Genomic DNA, 24,401 nt, shown 5'->3' on the forward strand with positions numbered 1-24,401 from the left:
TGGAGGCTTTTACCAAAATGGCAAAAGAAAAATACGATCGTAGTAAACCACACGTTAACATTGGTACAATTGGACACGTTGACCACGGTAAAACTACTTTGACAGCAGCTATCACAACTGTATTGGCACGTCGCTTGCCTTCATCAGTTAACCAACCTAAAGACTATGCGTCTATCGATGCTGCTCCAGAGGAGCGCGAGCGCGGTATCACTATCAACACTGCACACGTTGAGTACGAAACTGAAAAACGTCACTATGCTCACATCGACGCTCCAGGACACGCGGACTACGTTAAAAACATGATCACTGGTGCTGCTCAGATGGACGGTGCGATCCTTGTAGTAGCTTCAACTGACGGTCCAATGCCACAAACTCGTGAGCACATCCTTCTTTCACGTCAGGTTGGTGTTAAACACCTTATCGTCTTCATGAACAAAGTTGACTTGGTTGACGATGAAGAATTGCTTGAGTTGGTTGAAATGGAAATCCGTGACCTTCTTTCAGAATACGATTTCCCAGGTGATGATCTTCCAGTTATCCAAGGTTCAGCTCTTAAAGCTCTTGAAGGTGACTCTAAGTACGAAGACATCGTTATGGAATTGATGAACACTGTTGATGAGTACATTCCAGAACCAGAACGCGACACTGACAAACCATTGTTGCTTCCAGTCGAGGACGTATTCTCAATCACTGGTCGTGGTACTGTAGCTTCAGGACGTATCGACCGTGGTACTGTTCGTGTCAACGATGAAATCGAAATCGTTGGTCTTCAAGAAGAAAAATCTAAAGCAGTTGTTACTGGTGTTGAAATGTTCCGTAAACAACTTGACGAAGGTCTTGCCGGCGATAACGTTGGTGTGCTTCTTCGTGGTGTACAACGTGATGAAATCGAACGTGGTCAAGTTATCTCTAAACCAGGTTCTATCAACCCACACACTAAATTCAAAGGTGAAGTTTACATCCTTACTAAAGAAGAAGGTGGACGTCACACTCCATTCTTCGACAACTACCGTCCACAGTTCTACTTCCGTACAACTGACGTAACTGGTTCAATCAAATTGCCAGAAGGTACTGAAATGGTAATGCCTGGTGATAACGTTACTATCGACGTTGAATTGATCCACCCAATCGCCGTTGAACAAGGTACTACTTTCTCTATCCGTGAAGGTGGACGTACTGTTGGTTCAGGTATGGTTACAGAAATCGAAGCTTAATTCGATTGAGTTCCCAGAAATAACAATTATAGTCAGACAACTTAATTGTAACTCTCTACTTTCGGGTAGAGAGTTTTTCTGTAAGTATTCATAAAATGCACAGAAATTCTTTAATCTTAGCTAAGTTTATGCTATAATGTACCTTGTACAATAAATATAGAAGAGGTAAGTGAAATGTCACGTAAACCAATCATTGCCGGTAACTGGAAAATGAACAAAAATCCTCAAGAAGCACAAGCTTTCGTTGAGGCAATTGCAGGAAAATTGCCTGCTGGCGACAAAATTGAAGCAGCTATCGCAGCTCCAGCTGTAGATTTGAACGCTCTTTTGTGGTTCGCTAAAGATTCTGAATTGAAAGTTGCTGCTCAAAACTGCTACTTTGAAGATGCAGGTGCCTTCACTGGTGAAACATCTCCAAAAGTATTGGCTGAAATGGGTGTTAACTATGTTGTTATCGGTCACTCAGAGCGTCGTGATTACTTCCACGAAACTGATGAAGATATTAATAAAAAAGCTCATGCAATCTTCCGTAACGGTTTGACTCCAATCATCTGTTGTGGTGAGTCACTTGAAACTTACGAAGCTGGTAAAGCAGTAGAATTTGTAGGTGCACAAGTTTCTGCAGCTTTGAAAGACTTGACTGCTGAACAAGTAGCATCACTTGTTATTGCTTATGAGCCAATCTGGGCAATCGGTACTGGTAAATCAGCTACTAAAGATGATGCACAAAACATGTGTAAAGCTGTTCGTGACGTTGTTGCTGCTGATTTCGGTCAAGAAGTTGCAGACAAGGTTCGCGTTCAATACGGTGGTTCTGTAAACCCATCAAACGTTGCTGAATACATGGCATGTCCAGACGTTGACGGTGCGCTTGTTGGTGGTGCATCACTTGAAGCAGAAAGCTTCTTGGCTTTGTTGAACTTCTAATAGCAAAAAGCATCGGATTTTGAATCCGATGCTTTTTTTGATATTTTAAGAGGTTATTTCAGTACCCATTCTCTCAGAGCGTGAGCTACACCGCTCTCATCATTTGACTTCGTAATGTATTTGGCGATTTTCTTCAGTTCAGGATTTCCGTTTTCCATGACAACAGGATTACCAACAACTTCCAACATTGGACGGTCATTTTCTTGGTCACCGATGGCCATAGTTTGATCCATTGTTAGTCCAAGCTTCTCAGCTAGATGAATGATAGCTTGTCCCTTGTTAACAGTTTTAGGGGTGATTTCCAAATAAAATGGTGCTGATTTTGCTACGTTGTACTTTTCAGTCAAGCTGGTCGGTAGAAGTGGAATAGCAGCATCAAGAATTTCTGGCTCATCAACCATCATTGTTTTGATGATTTCCTTGTCAGCCATTTCTTCCGGAGTGCGATAGAAAATGGGTGCACTTACTAGTGTTGATTCGTAAATGGTGTATTTACCGATGTTACGGTTGGCAGTATAGATACCTTCCTTGGTGCTGGCATGCATTGGGAGCTTGAGTTTACGGGCAGCAGATTCGATGTCGAGATAATCCTCATAAGTCAAGGTATCTTTGACAATATCCTCACCAGTTGCTGCATCTTGGACTAAGCCACCGTTAAAAGTGATGACGTAGTCACCTGCTTCTGTAAGATTGAGTTCTTCTAAAATTGCTTGAACACCGGAAATGGGGCGACCAGTAGCAATAACAATTTTAACGCCTGCTTTTTTTGCTTCTTGGATTGCTGAATGCACTTCAGCTGTAATTTGGTGTTGACTATTTAGTAGTGTACCATCAATATCGATGGCGACAAGTTTAATGCTCATTTGATTCTCCAATTATAAAATGATCGTTATGTATATGGCTGTTAAAATCAGCTATTTGAGGTGCGAAAATACCTGTTTCTTCTAACATTTCTTTTGGGAAATAGAAACGGCTATCGCCGTGGATTGTGCCTGATAGGGAGTGAACAATTGGTGATAGAGAGGATAGTTCTACCAAGGTTTCATCTTTGCGATAAATCTCAATTTGAGTCCGTTTCTTTTCTGCATTCGGACGGTAAATGTCATACGGCAAATCGAAGTTGTGGTGAATAGCAGTATAGTATTCTGGGTCAAACCCGACATCTGCGACCAGGCTACGCAGGCGGTCCAAAGCTTCCTCTTCTTCGGCCTTGAAAGTGATGGATTTGAGCACTTTCCTATTGATATAGCGCTGGGCTAAGTCAGATAAAATACGATCTGGTCCATCTATCCATGATTGAAAGTAAGTATTCATAACTCCATCATCCAGACTGAGGTAGTCGGTTAGACGGATACGATGCTCAAAAAAAGGTAATAGCCGAGGTGAGGTTCGTGCAAAAAACTCCTGTTCACTAGTATATAGTAGTTTGGCACGATTGAGTAAATTCTGCAATAGGACTTCCATAGAGCGGCTTGCTGGATGAAAATAGACTTGCATGTACATCTGGTAGCGGCTGAGAACGTAGTCTTCTACTGCATGCATACCAGATTCTTTGAAGGCAATTCCATTTTCTGTCGGGCGAATGACACGTAATATCCTAGTTAGGTCAAATTCACCATAGTTCGCTCCTGTGAAGTAGGAATCTCGTAATAGATAATCCATACGGTCAACATCAATCTGGCTCGAAATGAGTTGAACGACCTGTTTATTTGGATAGGTGTGTTTGATAACACTAGCAACCTTGTCTGGAAACTCAGGCGAAACTTGTTTCAACAGAGCATTGATCTCCGTTTCTGGACTAGTAATAATAGCACAGGTCATTTCCTCATGGTCTGTATCAAATAGACGCTCGAAGGTATGAGAATAGGCTCCGTGTCCAACATCATGGAGTAGCGCAGCAACCATGGTCAGTAGGGACTCATTTGTATCCCATATTTGTGGATACTTGTCTTCAAATTTTTGAGTAATCCGTCTGGCGATTTCGTAGGCGCCAAGGCAGTGCGAAAAGCGGCTATGCTCGCCACCATGGAAGGTATAGGAAGTAGTCCCTAGTTGCTTGATGCGGCGTAGTCGCTGAAATTCTTTTGTATTGATAAGTTTATAAATCAGCTCATGATCAACATGTACATAGTTATGAACTGGATCGCGAAATACTTTTTCTATCATAGTTTTATTATAACAAAAAAGGGAGATAAATTCCTGATTTTTCTAAAATACAAGGATATTGCTATGTATCCAAAGGAATCTTTTGGTATAATGGAGAAATGAATAATCAAATTATCTTATTAACTATTCAGGTCTTTATTATAGCCCTGATTCTTTGGATGCTTTACACAATTCTATCCTATGCTAAAAAGCACGATATTTCTCTAAAAGAGAAATTTTGGACAGGATTTGGTATCGGTTATGTTACTGATTTGCTAGACACCTTGGGGATTGGAACCTTTGCAACGACAACCACTATGTTTAAACTGACAAAGTTGGTGGAAGACGATCGTAAAATTCCTGCGACCATGACAACGGCGCACATCATACCAGTCTTAGTAGAGGCGCTATTGTTTATTACGATAGTTGAGGTTGACATGGTCACTCTGATTGCTATGGCAGTAGCGGCATTTACGGGTGCCTTTGTTGGTGCCAAGGTAACTCAAAAATGGGATACAAAGAAAGTTCAACGAATTCTTGGGATTTTGCTAATTATTGCAGCCTGTTTCATGGTCTATCGCATGATTACTAACCCTGGTGCAGATCTTACCAATGAAGTAAAGGGCTTAACTGGTTGGAAACTGGCTGTTGGTATTGCCTTTGATTTTATGGTGGGAATGCTGATGAGTATGGGGCTGGGTAACTATGCTCCTGAGTTAATCTTCTTCTCATTGATGGGAATTAGTCCAGCGGTTGCTCTTCCGGTCATGATGTTGAATGCTGCTATGATTATGACAGCTGGTGCCAAGCAGTTTATCCAATCAGGACGAGTAAACTGGCCGGGAGTTCCAGGAATCATTGTCGGTGGGGTGCTGGGTGTTTTGACAGCCGCTTTCTTCTTATCAAATTTAGATATTAATAATTTAAAAATTTTGGTTGTCTTCATTGCAGCGTATACAGGCTTTACTCTGCTTCGTTCTTCCTTTGTTACTAGGATTAAAAAATAGTAGGAGGACCTATGGATATTTATTTACGAAATGAAATTGATCTGGACGGGCAGATTGAGGTAGTGGATCAGCAATTTCAAGTGGAAGTTAAGGAAAAAGATGGCACTCTCTATCTCATTTATAGTAACGATGAAGCTGAAAAAGTTGTCATAAAATGTGACGAAGAAGAGTTAGTGATGACACGCTTTTCCACTCCGAAGTCTATTATGCGATTCATTTCTGGTAAAGAAGCTATTGTGACCATTCCTACACCGTTAGGAATCCAGCATTTTGTGACCGATACAAAACGTTACCAATTAAACCGTTCGGATCAAAGTGTCCAGTTGCAATATGAATTAAAGGGATTGGAGAACCAGCAAGTTTTTGCTTCCTATGATTTGGAAATCTCGTGGAAATAATCTCTTATTTCCAGAAAAATATTCTTGAATTTCTCGGGATTTTTGATATAATAGTTAACAAATCGAGGGAGTAGCTAGCGGAAATTTCCGTGATATTGTCGTCAATCCGACTTGTTTCCGGCAATATATTAAATAGCGAGACTTGTTTTAATAAAACAGGTCTCTTTTTTATTTATTAGGTGAAAAAGAGACTGAGAAGGAGAAAGAAATTGTCAAAAGAACAAAAACGCGATTTGTTTTATACACAGAGCGAAGAGCAAGTATTGTCAAGCATGGGGTCTTCTTTGGACGGTTTGTCTAGTGATGAGGCAAGCAAACGTCTAGCAGACTACGGTCGTAACGAATTGGATGAGGGTGAAAAACGCACACTCTTAGCTAAATTCTTGGATCAGTTTAAGGACTTGATGATCATTATCTTGATTGCAGCAGCAATCTTGACGGTGATTACAGAAGGTTCACACGGTTTGACAGATGCCATTATCATCTTGGCCGTGGTTATCTTGAACGCTGCCTTTGGTGTTTATCAAGAAGGGCAAGCTGAGGCAGCCATTGAGGCGCTAAAAAACATGTCAAGCCCAGTTGCGCGTGCGCTTCGTGACAATCATGTAGTCGAGGTTGATTCTAAAGACTTGGTGCCAGGTGACATCGTCTTGCTTGAAGCAGGTGATGTTGTTCCTGCCGATATGCGTTTGTTAGAAGCGAACTCCCTCAAAATCGAAGAGGCAGCTCTTACAGGTGAGTCTGTACCAGTTGATAAAGATTTGTCAGCAGTTTTGGCTGAAGATGCACCGATCGGTGACCGTGTCAACATGGCTTACCAAAACTCAAACGTTACTTACGGTCGTGGTCTTGGTGTGGTTACAAATACAGGTATGTACACTGAAGTTGGTCATATTGCTGGTATGCTTGCCAATGCTGATGAGACTGATACACCATTGAAGCAAAACTTGCACCAGTTATCAAAAGTCTTGACATATGCAGTTCTTGTAATTGCTGCGGTAACGATGGCTGTTTCGGTATTTGTACGTGGAGAAGGTATCTTACCTGCTCTTATGACTTCTGTAGCTCTTGCGGTTGCGGCCATTCCTGAAGGTTTGCCAGCTATTGTTACAGTGGTTCTTTCGCTTGGTACACAGGTCTTGGCTAAGCGTAACTCGATTATCCGTAAGTTGCCTGCTGTTGAAACACTTGGTTCAACTGAAATCATCGCATCAGATAAGACTGGTACCTTGACTATGAACCAGATGACTGTTGAAAAAGTTTATACAAACGGTCAATTGGTGGATGCTAAAGAAGCTTTGGATGCAAGCAATACAACGCTTCGTGTTATGAACTTTGCCAACGATACAAAAGTTGACCCAACTGGTAAATTGATCGGTGACCCAACTGAAACGGCACTTGTTCAATTTGGTTTGGATCAAAACTTTGACGTTCGTGAAGTCTTGGTATCTGAGCCTCGTGTGGCTGAATTGCCATTTGACTCAACACGTAAATTGATGTCAACCGTTCACCAACAAGCTGCTGGAAACTTCTTCGTAGCTGTTAAAGGTGCTCCGGATCAGTTGTTGAAACGTGTAACGCAAATTGAAGAAAACGGTACAGTTCGTCCGATTACTGATGCGGATAAACAAGCTATTCTTGCAACTAACAAAGAGTTGGCTAAACAAGCCCTTCGTGTCTTGATGATGGCATACAAGTATGTTGATGCTATTCCTGAATTGGAATCTGACATTGTTGAAAACGACCTTGTCTTCTCAGGTTTGGTTGGTATGATTGACCCTGAGCGTCCTGAAGCGGCAGAAGCTGTTCGTGTCGCTAAGGAAGCGGGTATCCGTCCAATCATGATTACAGGGGACCACCAAGATACTGCTGAAGCAATTGCGAAACGTCTTGGTATTATTGATCCAAATGATACAGAAGACCATGTATTTACAGGTGCAGAGCTCAATGAATTGACGGATGAAGAGTTCCAGAAAGTCTTCAAACGATATTCTGTATACGCTCGTGTATCTCCAGAACATAAGGTTCGTATTGTTAAGGCTTGGCAAAATGATGGTAAGGTTGTTGCCATGACTGGTGACGGTGTTAACGATGCGCCATCACTTAAGACTGCCGACATTGGTATCGGTATGGGGATTACAGGTACGGAAGTATCTAAAGGTGCCTCTGATATGGTCCTTGCAGATGACAACTTTGCGACTATTATCGTAGCGGTAGAAGAAGGACGTAAGGTCTTCTCAAACATCCAAAAAACCATCCAATATCTCTTGTCAGCTAACACTGCTGAAGTATTGTGTATCTTCCTTGCAACCCTCTTTGGTTGGGACGTATTGGAGCCAGTTCATCTTCTTTGGATTAACTTGGTAACAGATACACTTCCAGCGATTGCCCTTGGTGTTGAACCTGCTGAACCAGGTGTTATGCAGCACAAACCTCGTGGTCGTAACTCAAGCTTCTTCTCAGGTGGTGTCTTGAGCTCTATTGTCTATCAGGGTATTCTACAAACAGCATTGGTACTTGGTGTCTATGGTTTTGCACTGCTTTACCCAGAACACAGTACTTATGAAGAAATCCATGCAGATGCCTTGACAATGGCCTATGTTACTCTTGGATTGATTCAGTTGGTACATGCCTTCAACGTTAAGTCTATTTACCAATCTATCTTTACCGTTGGTCCATTCAAGAACAAGCTCTTTAACTGGTCTATCGTAGCTGCCTTCTTGCTCTTGATGGCGACTGTTGTGATTCCAGGATTCAATACCTTCTTCAAGGTTTCAATCTTGACACCAACTCAATGGATGGTAACAGTAATCGGTTCAGGTCTCATGGTTGTCGTTGTAGAAATTGTTAAATTTGTACAACGTAAGTTGGGATTGGATGAAAAAGCTATCTAATATAGTTATTCAGCTTATCTTTTATTACTTCGTTAACTCGCCTTGCCGTACCTCAGTACAGTCTGCGACTCGTTGCCTTGTACTAAAAGCAAACTGAAGACTATATCATTTGAAAAAGCTCAGATTTAGTGGTCTGAGCTTTTTTCTGTACTGATAATGTATTTTGGGAAGATTTCTTGTCCCAAAAATGTAAAGATTAGAGATGTAGCAAGTAGGATTATCTTTATCATCGTAGAAAATTGGAAAAAGATGACAATTGGAAGGATAGCCAAGCTGAAATAGTAGAGGGTGAAGTACCTACTACTTTCCACTATTTGGACCCTATCGCCGTCTTTAACTTGAATGCTTGATTTTTTATCCCCTCGAATACTTAGTGTAACAGATGATTGTGTAATTGGTAAGCTTAGAATTTTTCCTTGAGTAACTGTCCCAGCAATTTTTTCATCTACCAGGAGTGGAAGTTTTTGGGAGGATAGTTGTTTGATAGGTTTTGGATAATGAATAGTAACTCTCATATGAACCTCCTTGTAATCTAGTTTCATTATAGCAAAAAAAGAAAATATGTAAACGATTTCTGACACTGTTTTCCCCTGTAGGCTTGCTTGAAGAATAAGAAACTGCTATAATTTTGAAGAGGTAGGAGTTTATATGAATTATCTTCAGAATTATATTTTAAGTAAAAGCAGTTATTTGCCATCTGATAAGTTATTCATTCTGCAAAAAGAACTAGAAGATTTAGATGATGAGGCTTTGAACGTTCTTATGATGGTTGAGATGCGTCAACCTCTTGTCGCTCTTATTTTGGCTATTTTCTTCGGTGAGTTTGGTGTTGACCGTTTTTATGTCGGGAATAAAGAATTGGGATTTGCCAAGCTGATTGCTTTTGCAGTATCTTTTGTTACGCTATTTATCTTGATTGGGTTCTTGTTATTTTTGGGACTTTATTTGTGGAAGTTTATTGATTGCTTCTTAATCATGCGAGCATGTAAGGAGGCGAACTTTGAGCGTTTGATGCTACAAATCCATCAATATAAGGCTTTTCAGCATAGCCATCAGACATTTTAAGTAAGATATTTTTGTGAATAAGGGGAGGCTTGGTATTGTCTTCCTTTTCTGTTTTGTAGCAGGATGTAAAGTACTTGTAATATGGAATGAGCTTTGTCACAGAAGTGACATTTTATGGAACAGCATTTATGATATAATGATAAAATATGCTAGTTGAGAGGAGAATTTCTATGCAGACAAAGAAAATGAGTATGTTTTTATTTTTTGCCTATCTCCTTTTACTTACTTGGATGATTGTCTTTAAGATGGACTTGAGCATCTTATATGGACGCTATGGTTATGCTAGTATAAACTTAATTCCGTTTGCAGGAACAGCAGTCTATGATGGAGTGCTGGATTTTCCAGAAATTCTATTTAATATTGTAAGTTTTATTCCCTTTGGTATTTATATGGAAATGCTATTTCGCAAGGCATCGTGGGTGGCTAATCTATGTTTGATTATGTTAGTGAGTCTCTGTTTTGAGGTTCTGCAATATCTTCTTTTGCTTGGAGTTGCAGATATAACCGATTTACTGGCAAACGGCTTAGGGGGAGCAATCGGTATTAATGTCATGTATGTCTTGACCAGTATTTGGCGGGAGAAGGCCTATGTTCGTATGAATATTTTTTGTTTTGCGCTAACGTTTTTTGTTATATTAATAACTTATTTAGCTATGTAGGTCTTGCTAAATATATCCAAAGTTTGCTAAAATGAATATAATGAATATTAAGGAAGAGATTATTAAATTATCTCAGGAAATCGGAATTTCGAAGATTGGTTTTACAACGGCAGATGATTTTGCTTATTTGGAGAAATCACTTCGTGCTAGTCAGGAAGAGGGGCGTTCGTCAGGCTTCGAACACAAGAATATCGAAGAACGTATTCGTCCCAAACTGTCGTTAGAATCTGCTAAAACCATCATTTCTATCGCGGTAGCTTATCCACGCCATCTGCCTACCCAGCCCCAGAAAACTCAATACAAACGTGGAAAGATTACCCCTAGTTCATGGGGACTTGATTACCACTATATCTTGCAAGATAAGATGGAGCGTTTGGCACGGGGAATTGAGAAACTTACGGATGGCTTGGAATATAAGGTCATGGTGGATACGGGAGCTTTAGTGGATACAGCCGTCGCTCGTCGGGCCGGTATTGGCTTTATTGGGAAGAATGGGTTGGTGATTTCTAAGGAATTTGGTTCCTATATGTTCTTAGGAGAATTAGTGACCAACTTGGACATCGAACCAGATCAACCAGTAGATTACGATTGTGGTGATTGCAATCGCTGTGTTGCAGCCTGTCCGACGTCTTGTCTATTAGGTGATACGACCATGAATGCCCGTCGCTGTCTGTCCTTTCAGACACAAGATAAGGGTATGATGGACTTGGAGTTTCGTAAGAAAATCAAGACGGTCATCTATGGTTGTGATATTTGCCAGATTTGTTGTCCTTACAATAAAGGAATTTCAAGTCCACCTGTTGTAGAAATCGATCCTGATTTAGCTGAGCCTGAGCTGATTCCATTTTTGGACTTGTCCAATGGGCAGTTCAAGGAAAAATTTGGCATGATTGCTGGTTCTTGGCGAGGGAAAAATATTCTCCAGCGCAATGCCATCATAGCCTTGGCTAATAGTAATGATCGCTCTGCTATTCCCAAACTCCTAGAAATCATCGATAAAAAACAAAATCCGGTCCACATGGCAACGGCTATCTGGGCCTTGGGGCAATTGGTCAAACAGCCCAATGATGAAATGGTAGACTTTATCGCAGGTATTTCATCAGACAATGATGATGTTATAGCGGAGCAAACGGCCTTTCTCAGCATGGTCAAGGACTTGCAAATGTGATATAATAAAGATTATGAATAAAAATGAGGTGTATATGGATACAGCAGAAATTCGCCAAAAGATTGAAGAACTTGGCAAAAAACTAACTTCCTTTAGGGGGTCTCTTTGACTTAGAAGGTCTGGAAGAAGAGATTGCCATTCTTGAGAACAAGATGACGGAGCCAGATTTCTGGAATGATAATTTGGCAGCCCAGAAGACGTCTCAGGAGTTGAATGAATTAAAAAATACTTATGGAAATTTCCATCAGATGTTGGATTTATATGATGAATCCGAAATTCTGCTAGATTTTCTAGCAGAAGACGAGTCTGTTCGGGATGAACTGGTTGAGAAGTTGGCAAAATTGGACAAAGCCATGACTGCCTACGAGATGACCTTGCTCTTGTCGGAACCCTATGATCACAATAACGCTATCTTGGAAATCCATCCAGGTTCGGGTGGTACCGAGGCACAAGACTGGGGAGAAATGCTCCTTCGGATGTATCAGCGTTATGGAAATGCCAAGGGTTTTACAGTAGAAACCTTGGATTATCAAGCTGGTGATGAGGCAGGTATTAAGTCCGTAACTCTAAGCTTTACTGGGCCAAACGCCTATGGCTTGCTTAAGTCAGAAATGGGTGTTCATCGTTTGGTGCGCATCTCACCTTTTGACTCAGCTAAGCGTCGTCATACTTCCTTTACATCTGTAGAGGTAATGCCTGAGTTGGACGATACCATTGAAATTGAAATCAGAGATGATGAAGTGAAGATGGATACCTTCCGGTCAGGCGGTGCTGGTGGACAGAACGTCAACAAGGTCTCAACAGGTGTTCGCTTGACGCACATTCCGACAGGGATTGTGACTCAGTCCACAGTTGACCGTACTCAGTATGGAAACCGAGACCGTGCAATGAAACTCTTGCAGGCTAAATTGTATCAATTGGAGCAGGAGAAGAAAGCGGCAGAAGTAGACTCACTCAAGGGAGACAAGAAAGAAATCACTTGGGGAAGTCAGATTCGTTCTTATGTCTTTACACCTTATACAATGGTAAAAGACCATCGTACTGGTTATGAGGTGGCTCAAGTCGATAAGGTTATGGACGGTGACTTGGACGGCTTTATAGATGCTTATTTAAAGTGGCGAATTAGCTAAGAACCTGTATTTACAAGTGAGGTACTTGTATATAAGAGATAGTTTTTCGCTCATCAAGGAAGTTTTTTGAGAGAATACGGACTGTATTCTGAAAAAAACGTTCTCAAATCTAAAGAAAGGACTGTCTAAGACAGGAAATCCTATGGGAATAATAGAAATGAAAGACGTTTCCAAGAAATATGGAAACGGAACGACTGCCCTTCGCGGAGTATCAGTCAATGTTGAAGCGGGAGAATTTGCCTACATTGTAGGTCCTTCTGGTGCAGGTAAGTCAACCTTTATCAAACTCTTGTATCGGGAGGAAAAGCTCGATAAGGGGAGTCTAAAGGTTGGTAAGTTTGACCTTGCAAAAATTAAAAAGAGAGATGTTCCTCTTCTGCGTCGTAGTGTAGGAGTGGTTTTCCAAGATTACAAACTCTTACCTAAAAAGACTGTCTTTGAAAATATTGCTTATGCGATGGAAGTTATCGGTGAGAAACCACGGAATATCAAGAAACGTGTAATGGAAGTTTTAGATTTGGTTGGTTTGAAGCACAAGATTCGTTCTTTCCCAAATGAACTTTCAGGTGGTGAGCAACAGCGTATTGCTATTGCCCGTGCCATTGTAAATAATCCTAAAGTATTGATTGCTGATGAACCAACTGGTAACTTGGACCCTGAAAACTCTTGGGAAATCATGAATCTATTGGAGCGAATCAATTTGCAGGGGACAACGATTTTGATGGCGACACACAATAGTCAGATTGTAAATACACTTCGTCATCGTGTTATTGCGATTGAAGATGGTCGTGTAGTACGTGATGAAGCGGAAGGAGAATATGGATACGATGAGTAATCGATTTTTTAGACACTTTATTGAGTCATTGAAGAGTTTGAAGCGAAATGGTTGGATGACGATTGCAGCCATTTCATCTGTAGCCATTACCCTTACCTTGGTTGGTCTATTTGCTTCAGTTATTTTGAACACGGCAAAGCTCGCTTCGGATTTGGAACAGAATGTACGCATCAATGTGTATTTGAGAGCGAACTCAACCGATCAAGCTGAGACGATTGTGAACGAAGCAGGAGAGACGGTAGCTAATCCAGATTATAAAAAGGTGTATAATCAGATTACAGCCTTAGAAAATGTACAATCTGTCACTTATTCAAGTAAGGATGAACAGTTGCAGAAATTAACAGCTACCTTGGGAGATACTTGGAACCTATTCCAAGGAGATGCCAATCCACTTTACGATGCTTATATCATTGATACGACTGAACCGCAGTATGTAAAAACTGTTGCAGCAGAGATTGCTAAAATTGATGGTGTTACAGAGGTACGCGATGGGGAAGTTGAAACGGAACGTATTTTTAAATTAGCTAATCTAGTTCGTACATGGGGATTAGCAGCGACTGGTTTATTGCTCTTTACAGCGGTCTTCTTGATTTCCAATACTATTCGAATTACCATTATTTCTCGTAGCCGTGAAATTCAGATTATGCGTCTGGTTGGTGCTAAAAACAGTTATATTCGTGGACCATTCCTCTGGGAAGGTGCCTGGGTAGGTCTCCTCGGAGCTATTTTGCCTTCTGCTTTAGTCTATTCTCTTTATAAGATGATTTATACTTCGGTAAATGCTAGTCTTGCTAGTCAAGATTTGTCTCTGATTAGTATGAATGTCTTTGTTCCAGGAATGATTGGCGCACTTTTTGTAATTGGTATTATTATTGGTTCCTTGGGGTCAGTCATTTCCATGAACCGCTACTTAAAAATTTAATAGACAAGCTACATGTAAAAAGGTCTGCACAATAATGAGGCAGACCTTTTTGTTATGGATGTCTATGGTGAGAAGATTCGTTCATCTCTTGCTTAATAGTACAGTCGCAGGAACAATCTCCGCAGGATCCTTTTCCTTTGATGAGACTGCGAATAGCAAGAGAAAATAAGATGACGATGATGAGAAAGAGGATAAGTGTGGGCATTAATATTCTCCTTTTTCTAATGTTTTTAGCGTGACGATTGGAAGAGTGTTGGCTGGTTTTTTCACTAGGCTGTAGATGGCTGTGATAATTAGAAAGATAGCGATAAATGTCCAGACGGTCGGTAATTGTCCGTAGATAAGTACAAGACCAATCTGATAGATAACCAAACTACTTGCATAGGCTAAACCTGTTTGGAAACCGATAGCAATCCATGTCCACTTAGCTTCTCCCATTTCACGGTGAATGGCACCAATAGCCGCAAAACAAGGGGCACAGAGGAGATTGAAGACTAGGAAGGAATAGGCTGATAATGCTGTATAGTCTTGTTGTAAAAGCCCCCAGAGTTCGGGATTTTCTTCGGTTGTTTCTCCTAATTTATAGAGGATACCAAAGGTGGCAATGACGGTTTCCTTGGCTAAGAGACCTGTAATGGCTGCAACAGTTGCTCGCCAATTTCCGAAACCAAGTGGGGCAAAGAGGAGAGAAAAACTGCGTCCAATGGAGGCTAAGATACTCTCATCTGTTTCTACCATTTGTAAGGACCAATTATAGGAACTGCTGAACCAAATAATGATGTTGGTCACAAATATAATGGTACCAGCTCGTTTGATAAAACTAAGTGCCTTATCGAATGCATACCGGAGAACCGTACTGAGTTTCGGTAAGTGATAAGATGGTAATTCCATGATAAAGGGGCTTGCGACTCCACCGAGCTGCTTGGTCTTTTTTAGTGCCATTCCGGATAGGACGATGGCGGCCATACCGACAAAATAGGCGCTTGGAGCAATCCAAGGATTGTCAGGAAAGAAAGCACCGGCTACCAGCGAAATGATAGGAAGTTTAGCAGAACAGGGCATGAAGGTTGCTGTCATAATGGTGATTTTTCGGTCCTGTTCATTTTCAATAGTCCGACTTGCCATGACTCCAGGAACGCCACAGCCTGTGGAAATCAACATGGGAATAAAGGATTTGCCTGATAGACCAAAACGTCTAAAAATCCTATCCATGACAAAGGCGACTCGGCTCATATAGCCGATGTCTTCCAAGATTCCCAAGCAGACGAAGAGGACGAAAATTTGTGGTACAAAACCGAGAATGGCTCCGCATCCTGCAATAATGCCATCAAGGACCAGAGATTGTAGCCAGCCAGCGATTTCAAATCGATCTAGATTTTCCTGAATAAGGCCTGGAACAAGCTCTCCGAAGAGGACATCATTCACCCAGTCCGTCCCCATTGTGCCAACCGTTTGAATAGACAGGAAGTAGGTCAGCCACATGACTGCCGCAAAGATAGGGAGGGCAAGAAAACGATTGGTAACAAGTCGGTCGATGTTATCAGACAGGTTAAAAGCCTTATCGCTGTCTTTTGTGACCAGTTCTGTGATTTTCTCGATAAATTGGTAGCGTTGATTGACGATAATGGCTTCCATATCGTCTGCGTAAATTTTTTCCAAAATGGCAATGATTTCGGTCAAATCAAGCATGTCTTGTGCATTGAGTTGCAATTGGTCTAGAATGACTTGATCTTGTTCGAGTAGCTTAATGGCGTAGAAGCGTTTTTGATGATTTGGGATGGAATCCGGTAATAGGTCAATAACTTGGGCGAGACCGGCTTCAAATTGCTTATCATACTGAGGATAGATTGGCTCGGCTTGCTGATTGGTAATTTTTTCTACTTCATGGAGGAGCTGGGATATACCTATCTTTTTTAGTGCACTGATAGGCTGTACAGGAACTCCCAGTTGATAGGAGAGTTGGTCGCTGTTTATTGAGCGACCTTGACTTTTCAGGGCGTCTGTCATATTGAGGGCGATAACAGTAGGAAGACCCATTTCTAATAACTGCAAGGTCAGATAGAGATTTCGCTCCAAGTTTGTTGCATCAAGGACGTTGAGGATAGCAGCTGGTTGGTCCGCTATCAAATAATCTCTGGCAACCCGTTCTTCTGGTGTGTAGGGAGACAGCGAGTAGATACCTGGTAAATCTTGAATTAGTAAATGTTTCCGCTTTTTGATCGTTCCAGATTTTCTTTCAACGGTAACTCCAGGCCAGTTACCAACACGTTGGTTGGTTCCTGTTAGGAGGTTGAAAAGGGTTGTTTTTCCGCTATTTGGATTTCCTGCAAGGGCGATGTGTTTTGTCATTTCCTCACCTCGTTTGTGATTTGAACACCAATCATTTGCGCTTCGGATTTGCGTAGTGTCAGCTCGTATCCTCTCAAGGTAATTTCGATTGGATCGCCCAGGGGAGCGACTTTTTTGAGAAATAGCTGCGTGTTCTTTGTAAGTCCCATATCCATGAGGCGACGACGGAGTGCACCTGTTGCATAGATGTCCATGACCTTAGCTGAGCTACCAATAGGTGCCTCAGATAGATTGATTATTTCCGTAGCTGATTTTTCTATTAAAACCAGAGATTCAATAATTTCTCTATCTAGGGCTAGACGGCTTGCCTTGACTTGGAAAATTGCATTGGTCTTGGTTTTTGAAATGATGCGAATCTCTTCTCCGACTTTTAAACCCAAGTGCGCTAAGTGTTTACGAATATCATCTTGCGTTAGACAATCTTTGACTAAATAAGATTGTCCAACTTGAAGGTTTTGCAGTTTCATATCGTTTCCTTTGTGATTTTTATAACAATAGTATAGCATAATTCCTTAAAAATGTCAGATAATTTTTAGGAACGACTTATTTTCGGTAAATTACTCAAAGTGAGTTCTAGTTTCAGACATTCTAGAAGTTAGTCTGAGAAAAGTAAAAGTGTATGGTAAATTGAAAGAACTATATTTATTCTAATTTCTTGACTTATTTATAAAATATCCTACAATATGACTGTCAGGAGTTTAGCTCCATAAAGTTTACATTTAGGACTTGGTCCCATATCGTGATGAGACTGGGCTCAAGTTCAGCGCCACTTCTCAGAGTTCGTGTCAACCTCTCAGCGCAGTGGTTGATTGGCTTTAACAGTCACTACTCTGAATGTTGGAGTTGTGCGGGTGTGGGAGTGAAACAGTCCAGTGGACTATTTTAGCCCGAGCCTACATATGTTTTTGACTAGTCGAATTCTTTCTCATTCCCTTTTATTTTTAAAAAACAAAAAATCCCAACACTCTCCGTCGTAAAATTTGAGTGTAGGGTGTCAAGTATAGTAAAAAACTGCTTTTCAGTAGGTCTCTTTCCTACACCCATTTTAACAAAATAAAAAGGGTAAATCAATGGCATATTTTGAATGCTGTAGCAATTAGGCACAAATTCACAAAAAATCAAATCTCAGCCAGGTTACTTGGAAAAAATACGAGTATACAGAAAAGAAAATAAAATTATATTTCGAAAATACGAAACTATGCGAAATAACCAACAGTATGTAGCAACAAGTACTGAATCAGTTTGCCAGTACTCACACACAGGAAACAGTTGAAAAGTTCCATTATCAAGCAAAGGCAACCGTGAAGATGGCGGTACATGAGGCATTATTGAGCGGAATTTCTGCGATTTTACTACCATACGTTCATCAGTAGAGTCCGAACCAAAAGAAGCAAAATTTCTTGAAATCAACGAATATACAAGTCTTATCGAATGTGCCAGACAGAATATTCGATACCACTCCTACGTCATTATCTACCTAATAGCAGGTACAGACATACGCTTTGCTGAAGCATTGGGGCTGACATGGAATGACATCAGCTTTGAAAACAAGATTATAGATGTCAACAAGATATACAACTACAATACCACCTTTGACTTTGCTCCGACTAAGAATACCAGTTCAGTGCATAAAATACCTATCTATGATCATACTGTCAAGTTGATGAAAGACTATAAAGAAAAGTGCTGGATTGAGAATAATCAGAATAGAGTCTTTGCTTCTGATTAGGAAGATTGTCGGTCGAAATGTTCATATACATTCATTGAGACCTATCTACGTATCTTATCTGATTACGCAAGGAGTAGAGCTCATCTCTATCTCTCAATTACTTGGACATGAAAATTTAAACATTAAACTCAAGGTCTATGTCCATCAGCTTGAATCATTAAAAGAGAAGAGCAATGACAAGGTCAGAAAAATCTTCTAAAAATTTGGGGCAAATTGGAGAAGACATAATAAAAACCCCTGTGTATCAAGGGTTTTAACGTTATTCCATGCTAGTTGCCGGGATTGAACCGGCGACCTCATCCTTACCATGGATGCGCTCTACCGACTGAGCTAAACCAGCAGTACTTGATTAGTATATCATATCTCAAAAAAATGTCAATGGATTTTTTTAAAATAAAAAGAAAAAGAGAGTGCTAACTTTTCAAAGTAAATTCCCAAAGTAAGTTCTAGTCTGTCTTAAAAACTGGAAACTAGAATAAGACAAAGAAATAAGGTAGAACTTACTATGGGACAAGTCAGTATCTGACAATTTATGCCAAACGCAAGGTGGATGTCGAACCTGTATTTGGTAGGATGAAGGGTGTTTTTGGCGTGCGTAGAGTCCATGTCAGAGGATAAAAGGTGGTTGAAACAGAGATAGGCTTCCTCCTAATGAGTATGAATTTAACGAAATTGGCTAAAAAATTAGCCCAAGATAGTAACAATAAAAAGAAAAACACAGATAGTTCGGCTGGATTTCATCAAAATCAGCTCAATCTATCTGTGTTTTCATTTACTGGCTAGTTTTTGGCAGCCTCTTATATTTTTTACCTAATAGTAGGAGACATGCCTGTCTCATAGTTAATTTCCGCTAAAGGTGATACATTTTCTAGTGTAACGGTAGTAATACCGTAATTGTCTACTACTTCTTTTTCGCCGCCTAATCTAATCTGTAACGCCTGCCCTTCTGAGTCAATACCGACATACTGCAAAATCACTTGACGAGGGACTAGTTCATCGTCTTGATATACCGGAGTTACTTTATAATCTAACCAATAGTTTGGGTGTAAAGCTAACCAGCTATCCAGTCTATTCTCGTAATAAAGCATTCCTTCTGGATTACTATCATTAGCTCCCGATAGGGCTCCTGTGTTAAGGTAGGCTGTCATGGTCACCAGGTTTCTAGCCTCGTTATTCAAACCGCTAAACTGATAACCAACTAAATGCCCCCTATTCATTAACCAAGTTTTTTTCCCGTTATATGGTACTTTGTAATTAAACCAACCAACAGGATTGTATGTTAAAGTTTCTCGTGTCAGCGTAGGTTCGTCTTGGTCTCTGAGCTGGATATGTGCATAGGTAGGTCGGTTGAGACTATCTAGCTCTCCAAGTGAAAGTTGTCTATTTTGCCCATCAAATGGCAATGTACCAGGGATATTACTAACATCCGTGCGAAGTTCGATATGTGAAGTACTCGGGAATTTCTTAATCCTCTTCCCGGTACTAGCTTGGCTAGGGATAGCGGAGAAAGCGGTTACAAAAATTAACAAAGCAATTGCTAATTTTTTCCAAACGCAACGATATTGTGTAGACATATTAATATCTCCTTTGTTTTATTTTTCGATTTAATTGTATCACTAAAATAAAATCAATCAACTATAGTAATAAAAAGTCATGATAAAAAAATAATTCTCAATTTTTTTAATTTTTTTGCGAATTAAAATAGATGAAGAAGTTAGACTGCAGAGAAGCTGCAGGGGGTGATGAGGAAATTGGAGTCGTTGTCCCCAATTCGCTCCAAAAGTAAAAAAGAATGTATTAATGAGTTGTAAAAATAAATTTAAAATGCGATTAAATCGGCTATTTTACATTTCTACCAATACAAGTATTTTTAAAATATCCTGGAAACTAATATAAGTATGGGATAGCCTATTCAGGCTGTTTTTTTGAAAAATCCCTTGACATGAATGTTTATTGTGGTAGAATAGGGCTTAGAAATATGAAAGGAGTAAAACAAATGAACAAGCAACTTGTCATGCAGCAAGCTATTTTTTATCATACACTCCTTTCTAAGCAGGAAAACAAAGCTCATTGATGTACTTTTGTCGTTTTTCGTGGGCTATATTTTGAAACGTTGAGACAATCAAGCACTGTGGTCATGGTGTGATAAAAATTGTCGACTATGTTCAAGAGCTGGTCTATTTTTGTGGACTTACACAAGCCTAGGTGGAGTGAGATGCTTCCCTAGGCTTTTTTGTGCGCTTAGAAAGGTAAGGTCTATCAACTGTTACTCATTGAATAAAGTGGCAAATGATAGGTTATAGATTTGTAAAGGAGATATATGTTTCGATTAATTTTTGACTACATCAAGCGTCATAAGTGGCTCTATCTATTGGTTGCTGTGACCTTGATTATTTATGACGCCACACTTTTGCTACCAACGCAAATCATACAGCGGATGGTCGATATACTGACCAAGAATGAATTGACTCAGGCCATATTGGTTCAGGAGATGACCTTATTGTTATTGGTAACAGTGCTGAACTATGCAACAGCCTTCATTTGGCATCTGAAATTATTTCAGGCCTCTGTCAATTTCAAGTTTGATATGCAGCAACGTGCCTTTAAAAAATTAGTGACCATGCGGACTCCATTTTATGAAAAATTCCGCTCAGGAGATGTCATGACTCGTTTTTCAACGGATGTGGATGGCCTGATGGAGATGGTGGGTTACGGTCTTATGATTGTCGTCTATGCAGGCGGTATGTTGGCTTTTATCATTCCCACGATGTTCTTTATTGATTGGAAAATTTCGCTAGTAGCTTTACTACCGATGCTGTTCATGACACTATGTATATTTTTTATCGGGAGAAAACAAGATAAGGCGATTGATGCCAATAGGGAAGCTGTAGCCCAGCTCAATAATGAAGTTTTGGAGGTCATCGAAGGCATTCGAGTGACTAGGGCTTATAGTAAAAAAGCAACTCAAAAGGCTCAATTTCAAGCTCGTACCAAGCAATTGGCTCAGGGTGGGGATCGCATCACTTCCTTGCAATCATTGTATAATCCATTAGCCACAGTCTGTTTGGGATTATCTACTATTTTCGTGCTTCTCATGGGGGCACAAGCCGTGAGAGCAGGGCAACTGACCTTGGGACAAGTAATTGCCCTTCAATTGTATGTTGGTTCGCTTTTAGAGCCGTTTTGGACACTAGCAGATTTCATCCTTGTTTATCAGACTGGTAAGACATCTTTCGAAAAACTGCAAGAGCTGATTGAGACGGGTGATGATTTGGAGGCTGATGGTTCTAAGGAAATTGCAGAGCTGTCTAGTATTTCCTTCAAAAATTATAGCTTTAGTTATCCACAGGCGGAAAGAACCAGCCTACAGGACATCAATTGGACACTGAAAGCAGGGCAAACTGTAGGTATCGTTGGGAAGACTGGTTCGGGAAAAACGACCTTGGTTCGTCAATTCTTACGCCAGTATCCGATTGGTCAGGGAAATTTTTTCATCAATCATCAATCTGTTTTAGACTTTAAACGTTCTAGTATAGAGGAAAAAATTGGTTATGTTCCACAAGAACACATTTTGTTTTCAAGGTCTGTTGGAGAAAATATTGCCCTTGGGAAAGTAGCTAGTAGCTCTGAGGAGATTGAACAAGCCATTGCCACAGCAGCTTTTAGTCAAGATTTAAAACGGATGAGTGATGGTCTTGATACCATGATTGGTGAGCGTGGTGTGTCTATTTCTGGCGGTCAGAAACAACGGATTTCCATCGCCCGTGCTTTCCTGCGAGAGCCAGATTTGCTAATTCTAGATGATTCTTTGTCGGCAGTGGATGCTCGGACAGAACGCCAGATTATCCAAAATATTCAACAAGAACGTGCAGGTAAAACCAATGTCATCGTGACCCATCGTCTATCTGCTGTCAATCATGCAGACTGGGTACTAGTCTTGGATGAGGGGCGTATCGTTGAGGAAGGGCATCCAGCTGATTTGCTTGCCCAAAGAGGTTGGTACTATGAACAATACCAACGACAACAAAGCCAGGAAGGAGGAGAGTAATGACTATTTTAGGTTTTTTATTAAAACAAATCGGTCGTGTTAAGTGGCTATTTATAGTAGCTGTCGGCTTCTATCTATTGGCTTCGACCATGGTTCGATTGGCTCCTCTGCTGATTCAGCAGGCGATTGATGGACCGATTACGGATTTAAGCAAGGGTTTGCCCTTTGATGAAGCTGTTTTCTTAAACCAGTCAGTTCAATATATGGGAATGATTATTCTGGGAGCTATTGGCTTCTACCTATCTATGCGTTTACTCATGCATTGTGCCAATCGTATTGCTGAAAATCTGCGTAATCAAGCCTACGATGTTATGCAACGGTTGCCTATTTCTTATTTTGATGATAAGCCCGCTGGAAAAATTGCAACTAGAATTGTCAATGATACAGAAACCCTGCGGACACAATTTTATGGGACCTTAGTTAATGTCTTTAACAATATTGTTCGTTTGCTCTTTACATACGGTGTTCTATTTTACATGAATAGGAGTCTCGGTTGGCTGATGTTACTCTTGATACCACTCTATATCGGTATTCAATTTGCTTACAAGAAAATGACAGACAAGCCAATGAAGGATTTTTATGATGCAAGGAGTGACGTCAATACGCAGGTGAATGAGACCATGAATGGTGCAAGTTTGATTCAACTTTTTGGACAAGAAGAGCGCATCATGAGAGAATTTGAAGTGACTGCTGACAAGATGCGTCGGGCAGATAATAAGATTATCTGGGCCCAGTCTCTTGCCACGTGGAATCTGAGTGGTTTTCTGCAAAATTTAGTCATTGCTGCGATTTTAACGGTAGTCGGCTATCAGTTTCTTGCAGGACAGGATGGAGTTACAGCTGGGAAACTCTTTGTTTATGTCAACTATATCGAAGGAGTCTTCATTGCTTTGGGAGCGCTGGTTCAACAGTTCCCAAATATGCTTCGCTCTTTTGAAACAGGTAAGCGTCTAATGGCCCTTCTAGAAGAAGAGGTGGAGGACGACTGTGATCGTATTTTGGAAGTTGAACAAGGGCAAGTCGTGTTTGAACACGTGAACTTTAGCTATGAAGAAAACAGACCAGTTTTGAAAGATATTACCATTCGGGCAGAAAAAGGAGAAACAGTTGCTCTGGTTGGGCATACTGGGTCTGGTAAGTCTTCTATTATGAACCTCCTCTATCGTTTCTATGATCCACAGGAGGGACGTGTACTGATTGATGGGAAAAATATCCGTGATTATTCTCGTGAAAGCCTGCGCAGTCACATGGGGATTGTTTTGCAAGATCCCTATCTCTTTACAGGGACGATTGCCAGCAATGTTTCCATGAATGAAGAGGAAGCAGATAGAACAAGAATCATGCAGGCGCTAGAAAAAGTTGGTGCAAGGCCTATGCTATCTCGCTTAGAGAAAGGGATTGATGAACCGGTTGTTGAGAAGGGGGCGGCCTTTTCAAGTGGGGAACGTCAGTTGATTGCCTTTGCGCGGACACTCTACTCTGATCCTAAAATTCTGATATTGGATGAAGCAACTTCTCATATTGATACGGAGACGGAAGAAATTATCCAACATGCCATGGAAGTGGTAAAAGAAGGTCGGACAACCTTTATTATTGCTCACCGACTTTCTACCATTCAAAATGCAGACCAGATTCTTGTCTTAGATCAAGGTCGAATTATTGAACATGGGAAGCATGAAGAATTGGTTGTACGTGGTGGAGTATATGCTCAAATGCATGAGATTCAAGCAAAGGTGTAATAAGCAGTTAAAAATTCCAAGCTTTGGCTGGAATTTTTTGCTATAATTATGTGACTTTTAGTCCGTCACGCTCCGTAAGGTGCGTGACAAATAAACCACCCGCTATGCGGGTGCGCGACGAAGGTTATACCAAAAAACTCCAAACGCGATACAATAAAGGTGTTCAAGCCAT

21 protein-coding genes, 1 tRNA gene and 1 pseudogene are annotated in these 24,401 nt (G+C 40.6%); 15 read left to right on the plus strand and 8 right to left on the minus strand.

The features are described 5' to 3' along the window. The first annotated feature begins 17 nt into the window (after positions 1-17). Both tuf and tpiA read left to right on the plus strand, forming a co-directional pair. The gene (gene tuf / locus ODU45_RS06365; protein WP_012775011.1) at positions 18-1,214 is read left to right on the plus strand and encodes an elongation factor Tu; all 1,197 of its coding nucleotides are present in this window, start codon (positions 18-20) and stop codon (positions 1,212-1,214) included. A gap of 174 nt (positions 1,215-1,388) precedes the next feature. Beyond that, positions 1,389-2,141: a triose-phosphate isomerase gene (tpiA, locus tag ODU45_RS06370; RefSeq protein ID WP_004298713.1), complete on the plus strand. Its 753-nt coding sequence runs from the start codon at positions 1,389-1,391 to the stop codon at positions 2,139-2,141. A 53-nt stretch (positions 2,142-2,194) separates the two neighbouring features. On the opposite strand, the gene yidA is transcribed toward tpiA, so the two are convergent. Next, positions 2,195-3,004 carry a sugar-phosphatase gene (gene yidA, locus ODU45_RS06375; protein WP_024377408.1) on the minus strand — a complete coding sequence of 270 codons (810 nt, stop codon included), beginning with the start codon at positions 3,002-3,004 and terminating at the stop codon, positions 2,195-2,197. Continuing rightward, positions 2,994-4,307, minus strand: coding sequence for an HD domain-containing protein (locus tag ODU45_RS06380; protein WP_002936179.1), 1,314 nt, complete (start codon positions 4,305-4,307; stop codon positions 2,994-2,996). Before ODU45_RS06380 ends, yidA begins: the two co-directional genes overlap by 11 nt. Before the next feature lie 98 nt (positions 4,308-4,405). Between ODU45_RS06380 and ODU45_RS06385 the strand changes: the two genes are divergently transcribed. The 3 genes from ODU45_RS06385 (at position 4,406) to ODU45_RS06395 (ending at position 8,585) form a co-directional block, all read left to right on the plus strand. Further along, positions 4,406-5,293 carry a sulfite exporter TauE/SafE family protein gene (locus ODU45_RS06385; RefSeq protein WP_024406705.1) on the plus strand — a complete coding sequence of 296 codons (888 nt, stop codon included), beginning with the start codon at positions 4,406-4,408 and terminating at the stop codon, positions 5,291-5,293. A gap of 11 nt (positions 5,294-5,304) precedes the next feature. After that, positions 5,305-5,691: a DUF1934 domain-containing protein gene (locus ODU45_RS06390; RefSeq protein WP_044681082.1), complete on the plus strand. Its 387-nt coding sequence runs from the start codon at positions 5,305-5,307 to the stop codon at positions 5,689-5,691. A 209-nt stretch (positions 5,692-5,900) separates the two neighbouring features. Then, on the plus strand, positions 5,901-8,585 hold the full coding sequence (locus ODU45_RS06395; RefSeq protein ID WP_398580987.1) for a cation-translocating P-type ATPase: 2,685 nt from the start codon (positions 5,901-5,903) through the stop codon (positions 8,583-8,585). A 125-nt stretch (positions 8,586-8,710) separates the two neighbouring features. Here the strand turns inward: ODU45_RS06395 and ODU45_RS06400 are convergent, their stop codons facing one another. Next, positions 8,711-9,100 (minus strand): hypothetical protein, encoded by a 390-nt coding sequence (locus ODU45_RS06400; RefSeq protein ID WP_398580988.1) that lies wholly within the window; start codon positions 9,098-9,100, stop codon positions 8,711-8,713. A 133-nt stretch (positions 9,101-9,233) separates the two neighbouring features. Here ODU45_RS06400 and ODU45_RS06405 point away from each other — a divergent pair, with 133 nt between their 5' ends. The 6 genes from ODU45_RS06405 (at position 9,234) to ftsX (ending at position 14,364) form a co-directional block, all read left to right on the plus strand. Further along, the gene (locus tag ODU45_RS06405; RefSeq protein WP_105242369.1) at positions 9,234-9,650 is read left to right on the plus strand and encodes a TM2 domain-containing protein; all 417 of its coding nucleotides are present in this window, start codon (positions 9,234-9,236) and stop codon (positions 9,648-9,650) included. A gap of 170 nt (positions 9,651-9,820) precedes the next feature. After that, positions 9,821-10,309, plus strand: a complete 489-nt coding sequence (locus tag ODU45_RS06410; protein WP_024406710.1) for a VanZ family protein — start codon at positions 9,821-9,823, stop codon at positions 10,307-10,309. Between the two features lie 40 nt (positions 10,310-10,349). Next, positions 10,350-11,477 carry a tRNA epoxyqueuosine(34) reductase QueG gene (gene queG, locus ODU45_RS06415; protein ID WP_136647312.1) on the plus strand — a complete coding sequence of 376 codons (1,128 nt, stop codon included), beginning with the start codon at positions 10,350-10,352 and terminating at the stop codon, positions 11,475-11,477. Positions 11,478-11,511: 34 nt separating this feature from the next. Beyond that, a protein-coding gene (gene prfB, locus ODU45_RS06420; protein ID WP_398580989.1) for a peptide chain release factor 2 occupies positions 11,512-12,607 on the plus strand; the annotation gives its coding sequence in 2 pieces (ribosomal slippage) (positions 11,512-11,583 and positions 11,585-12,607; 1,095 coding nt in all). Positions 12,608-12,749: 142 nt separating this feature from the next. After that, positions 12,750-13,442, plus strand: coding sequence for a cell division ATP-binding protein FtsE (gene ftsE, locus ODU45_RS06425; protein WP_002936190.1), 693 nt, complete (start codon positions 12,750-12,752; stop codon positions 13,440-13,442). Continuing rightward, positions 13,435-14,364, plus strand: a complete 930-nt coding sequence (gene ftsX, locus ODU45_RS06430; RefSeq protein WP_161940660.1) for a permease-like cell division protein FtsX — start codon at positions 13,435-13,437, stop codon at positions 14,362-14,364. Before ftsE ends, ftsX begins: the two co-directional genes overlap by 8 nt. 52 nt (positions 14,365-14,416) lie before the next feature. Here ftsX and ODU45_RS06435 read toward each other — a convergent pair whose 3' ends face one another. From ODU45_RS06435 to ODU45_RS06445, 3 genes are read right to left on the minus strand one after another with little or no spacing between them, the layout of a single operon-like run. Further along, on the minus strand, positions 14,417-14,569 hold the full coding sequence (locus tag ODU45_RS06435; RefSeq protein WP_085461704.1) for a FeoB-associated Cys-rich membrane protein: 153 nt from the start codon (positions 14,567-14,569) through the stop codon (positions 14,417-14,419). Beyond that, a complete protein-coding gene (feoB, locus tag ODU45_RS06440) occupies positions 14,569-16,713 on the minus strand; it encodes a ferrous iron transport protein B (protein ID WP_398580990.1) in 2,145 nt (714 codons plus the stop codon). The genes ODU45_RS06435 and feoB overlap by 1 nt, the downstream gene beginning before the upstream one ends. Then, positions 16,710-17,180: a ferrous iron transport protein A gene (locus ODU45_RS06445; RefSeq protein ID WP_141605063.1), complete on the minus strand. Its 471-nt coding sequence runs from the start codon at positions 17,178-17,180 to the stop codon at positions 16,710-16,712. The genes feoB and ODU45_RS06445 overlap by 4 nt, the downstream gene beginning before the upstream one ends. Before the next feature lie 938 nt (positions 17,181-18,118). On the opposite strand from ODU45_RS06445, the gene ODU45_RS06450 reads away from it, so the two are divergent. Beyond that, positions 18,119-18,442: a tyrosine-type recombinase/integrase gene (locus ODU45_RS06450; RefSeq protein WP_398580994.1), complete on the plus strand. Its 324-nt coding sequence runs from the start codon at positions 18,119-18,121 to the stop codon at positions 18,440-18,442. A 267-nt stretch (positions 18,443-18,709) separates the two neighbouring features. On the opposite strand, the gene ODU45_RS06455 is transcribed toward ODU45_RS06450, so the two are convergent. Then, positions 18,710-18,782: transfer RNA gene (locus ODU45_RS06455), tRNA-Thr, on the minus strand. A gap of 188 nt (positions 18,783-18,970) precedes the next feature. Here ODU45_RS06455 and ODU45_RS06460 point away from each other — a divergent pair. Continuing rightward, positions 18,971-19,156 (plus strand): annotated as a pseudogene (locus ODU45_RS06460) (transposase); the annotation flags it as partial. 92 nt (positions 19,157-19,248) lie between these two features. Here ODU45_RS06460 and ODU45_RS06465 read toward each other — a convergent pair. Further along, positions 19,249-20,016: a DNA/RNA non-specific endonuclease gene (locus tag ODU45_RS06465; protein WP_398580991.1), complete on the minus strand. Its 768-nt coding sequence runs from the start codon at positions 20,014-20,016 to the stop codon at positions 19,249-19,251. 746 nt (positions 20,017-20,762) lie between these two features. On the opposite strand from ODU45_RS06465, the gene ODU45_RS06470 reads away from it, so the two are divergent. Together ODU45_RS06470 and ODU45_RS06475 are read left to right on the plus strand one after the other, a co-directional pair. Further along, positions 20,763-22,490, plus strand: coding sequence for an ABC transporter ATP-binding protein (locus ODU45_RS06470; RefSeq protein WP_398580992.1), 1,728 nt, complete (start codon positions 20,763-20,765; stop codon positions 22,488-22,490). After that, complete coding sequence (locus ODU45_RS06475) at positions 22,490-24,229, plus strand: ABC transporter ATP-binding protein (protein ID WP_398580993.1); 1,740 nt, start codon at positions 22,490-22,492, stop codon at positions 24,227-24,229. The genes ODU45_RS06470 and ODU45_RS06475 overlap by 1 nt, the downstream gene beginning before the upstream one ends. The last annotated feature ends 172 nt before the right edge of the window (positions 24,230-24,401 follow it).

The organism is Streptococcus sp. 2022WUSS135 (genome assembly GCF_044427045.1).
Taxonomy (GTDB): domain Bacteria; phylum Bacillota; class Bacilli; order Lactobacillales; family Streptococcaceae; genus Streptococcus; species Streptococcus hashimotonensis.

Coding starts and splice junctions, on each gene's coding strand:
- ODU45_RS06380 (WP_002936179.1), bottom strand. CDS start 4,307: ATGATAGAAAAAGTATTTCGCGATCCAGTTCATAACTATGTACATGTT.
- ODU45_RS06470 (WP_398580992.1), top strand. CDS start 20,763: ATGTTTCGATTAATTTTTGACTACATCAAGCGTCATAAGTGGCTCTAT.
- ODU45_RS06410 (WP_024406710.1), top strand. CDS start 9,821: ATGCAGACAAAGAAAATGAGTATGTTTTTATTTTTTGCCTATCTCCTT.
- tuf (WP_012775011.1), top strand. CDS start 18: ATGGCAAAAGAAAAATACGATCGTAGTAAACCACACGTTAACATTGGT.
- yidA (WP_024377408.1), bottom strand. CDS start 3,004: ATGAGCATTAAACTTGTCGCCATCGATATTGATGGTACACTACTAAAT.
- ODU45_RS06445 (WP_141605063.1), bottom strand. CDS start 17,180: ATGAAACTGCAAAACCTTCAAGTTGGACAATCTTATTTAGTCAAAGAT.
- ftsX (WP_161940660.1), top strand. CDS start 13,435: ATGAGTAATCGATTTTTTAGACACTTTATTGAGTCATTGAAGAGTTTG.
- ODU45_RS06475 (WP_398580993.1), top strand. CDS start 22,490: ATGACTATTTTAGGTTTTTTATTAAAACAAATCGGTCGTGTTAAGTGG.
- feoB (WP_398580990.1), bottom strand. CDS start 16,713: ATGACAAAACACATCGCCCTTGCAGGAAATCCAAATAGCGGAAAAACA.
- ODU45_RS06465 (WP_398580991.1), bottom strand. CDS start 20,016: ATGTCTACACAATATCGTTGCGTTTGGAAAAAATTAGCAATTGCTTTG.
- tpiA (WP_004298713.1), top strand. CDS start 1,389: ATGTCACGTAAACCAATCATTGCCGGTAACTGGAAAATGAACAAAAAT.
- queG (WP_136647312.1), top strand. CDS start 10,350: ATGAATATTAAGGAAGAGATTATTAAATTATCTCAGGAAATCGGAATT.
- ODU45_RS06400 (WP_398580988.1), bottom strand. CDS start 9,100: ATGAGAGTTACTATTCATTATCCAAAACCTATCAAACAACTATCCTCC.
- ODU45_RS06405 (WP_105242369.1), top strand. CDS start 9,234: ATGAATTATCTTCAGAATTATATTTTAAGTAAAAGCAGTTATTTGCCA.
- ftsE (WP_002936190.1), top strand. CDS start 12,750: ATGGGAATAATAGAAATGAAAGACGTTTCCAAGAAATATGGAAACGGA.
- ODU45_RS06385 (WP_024406705.1), top strand. CDS start 4,406: ATGAATAATCAAATTATCTTATTAACTATTCAGGTCTTTATTATAGCC.
- ODU45_RS06390 (WP_044681082.1), top strand. CDS start 5,305: ATGGATATTTATTTACGAAATGAAATTGATCTGGACGGGCAGATTGAG.
- ODU45_RS06435 (WP_085461704.1), bottom strand. CDS start 14,569: ATGCCCACACTTATCCTCTTTCTCATCATCGTCATCTTATTTTCTCTT.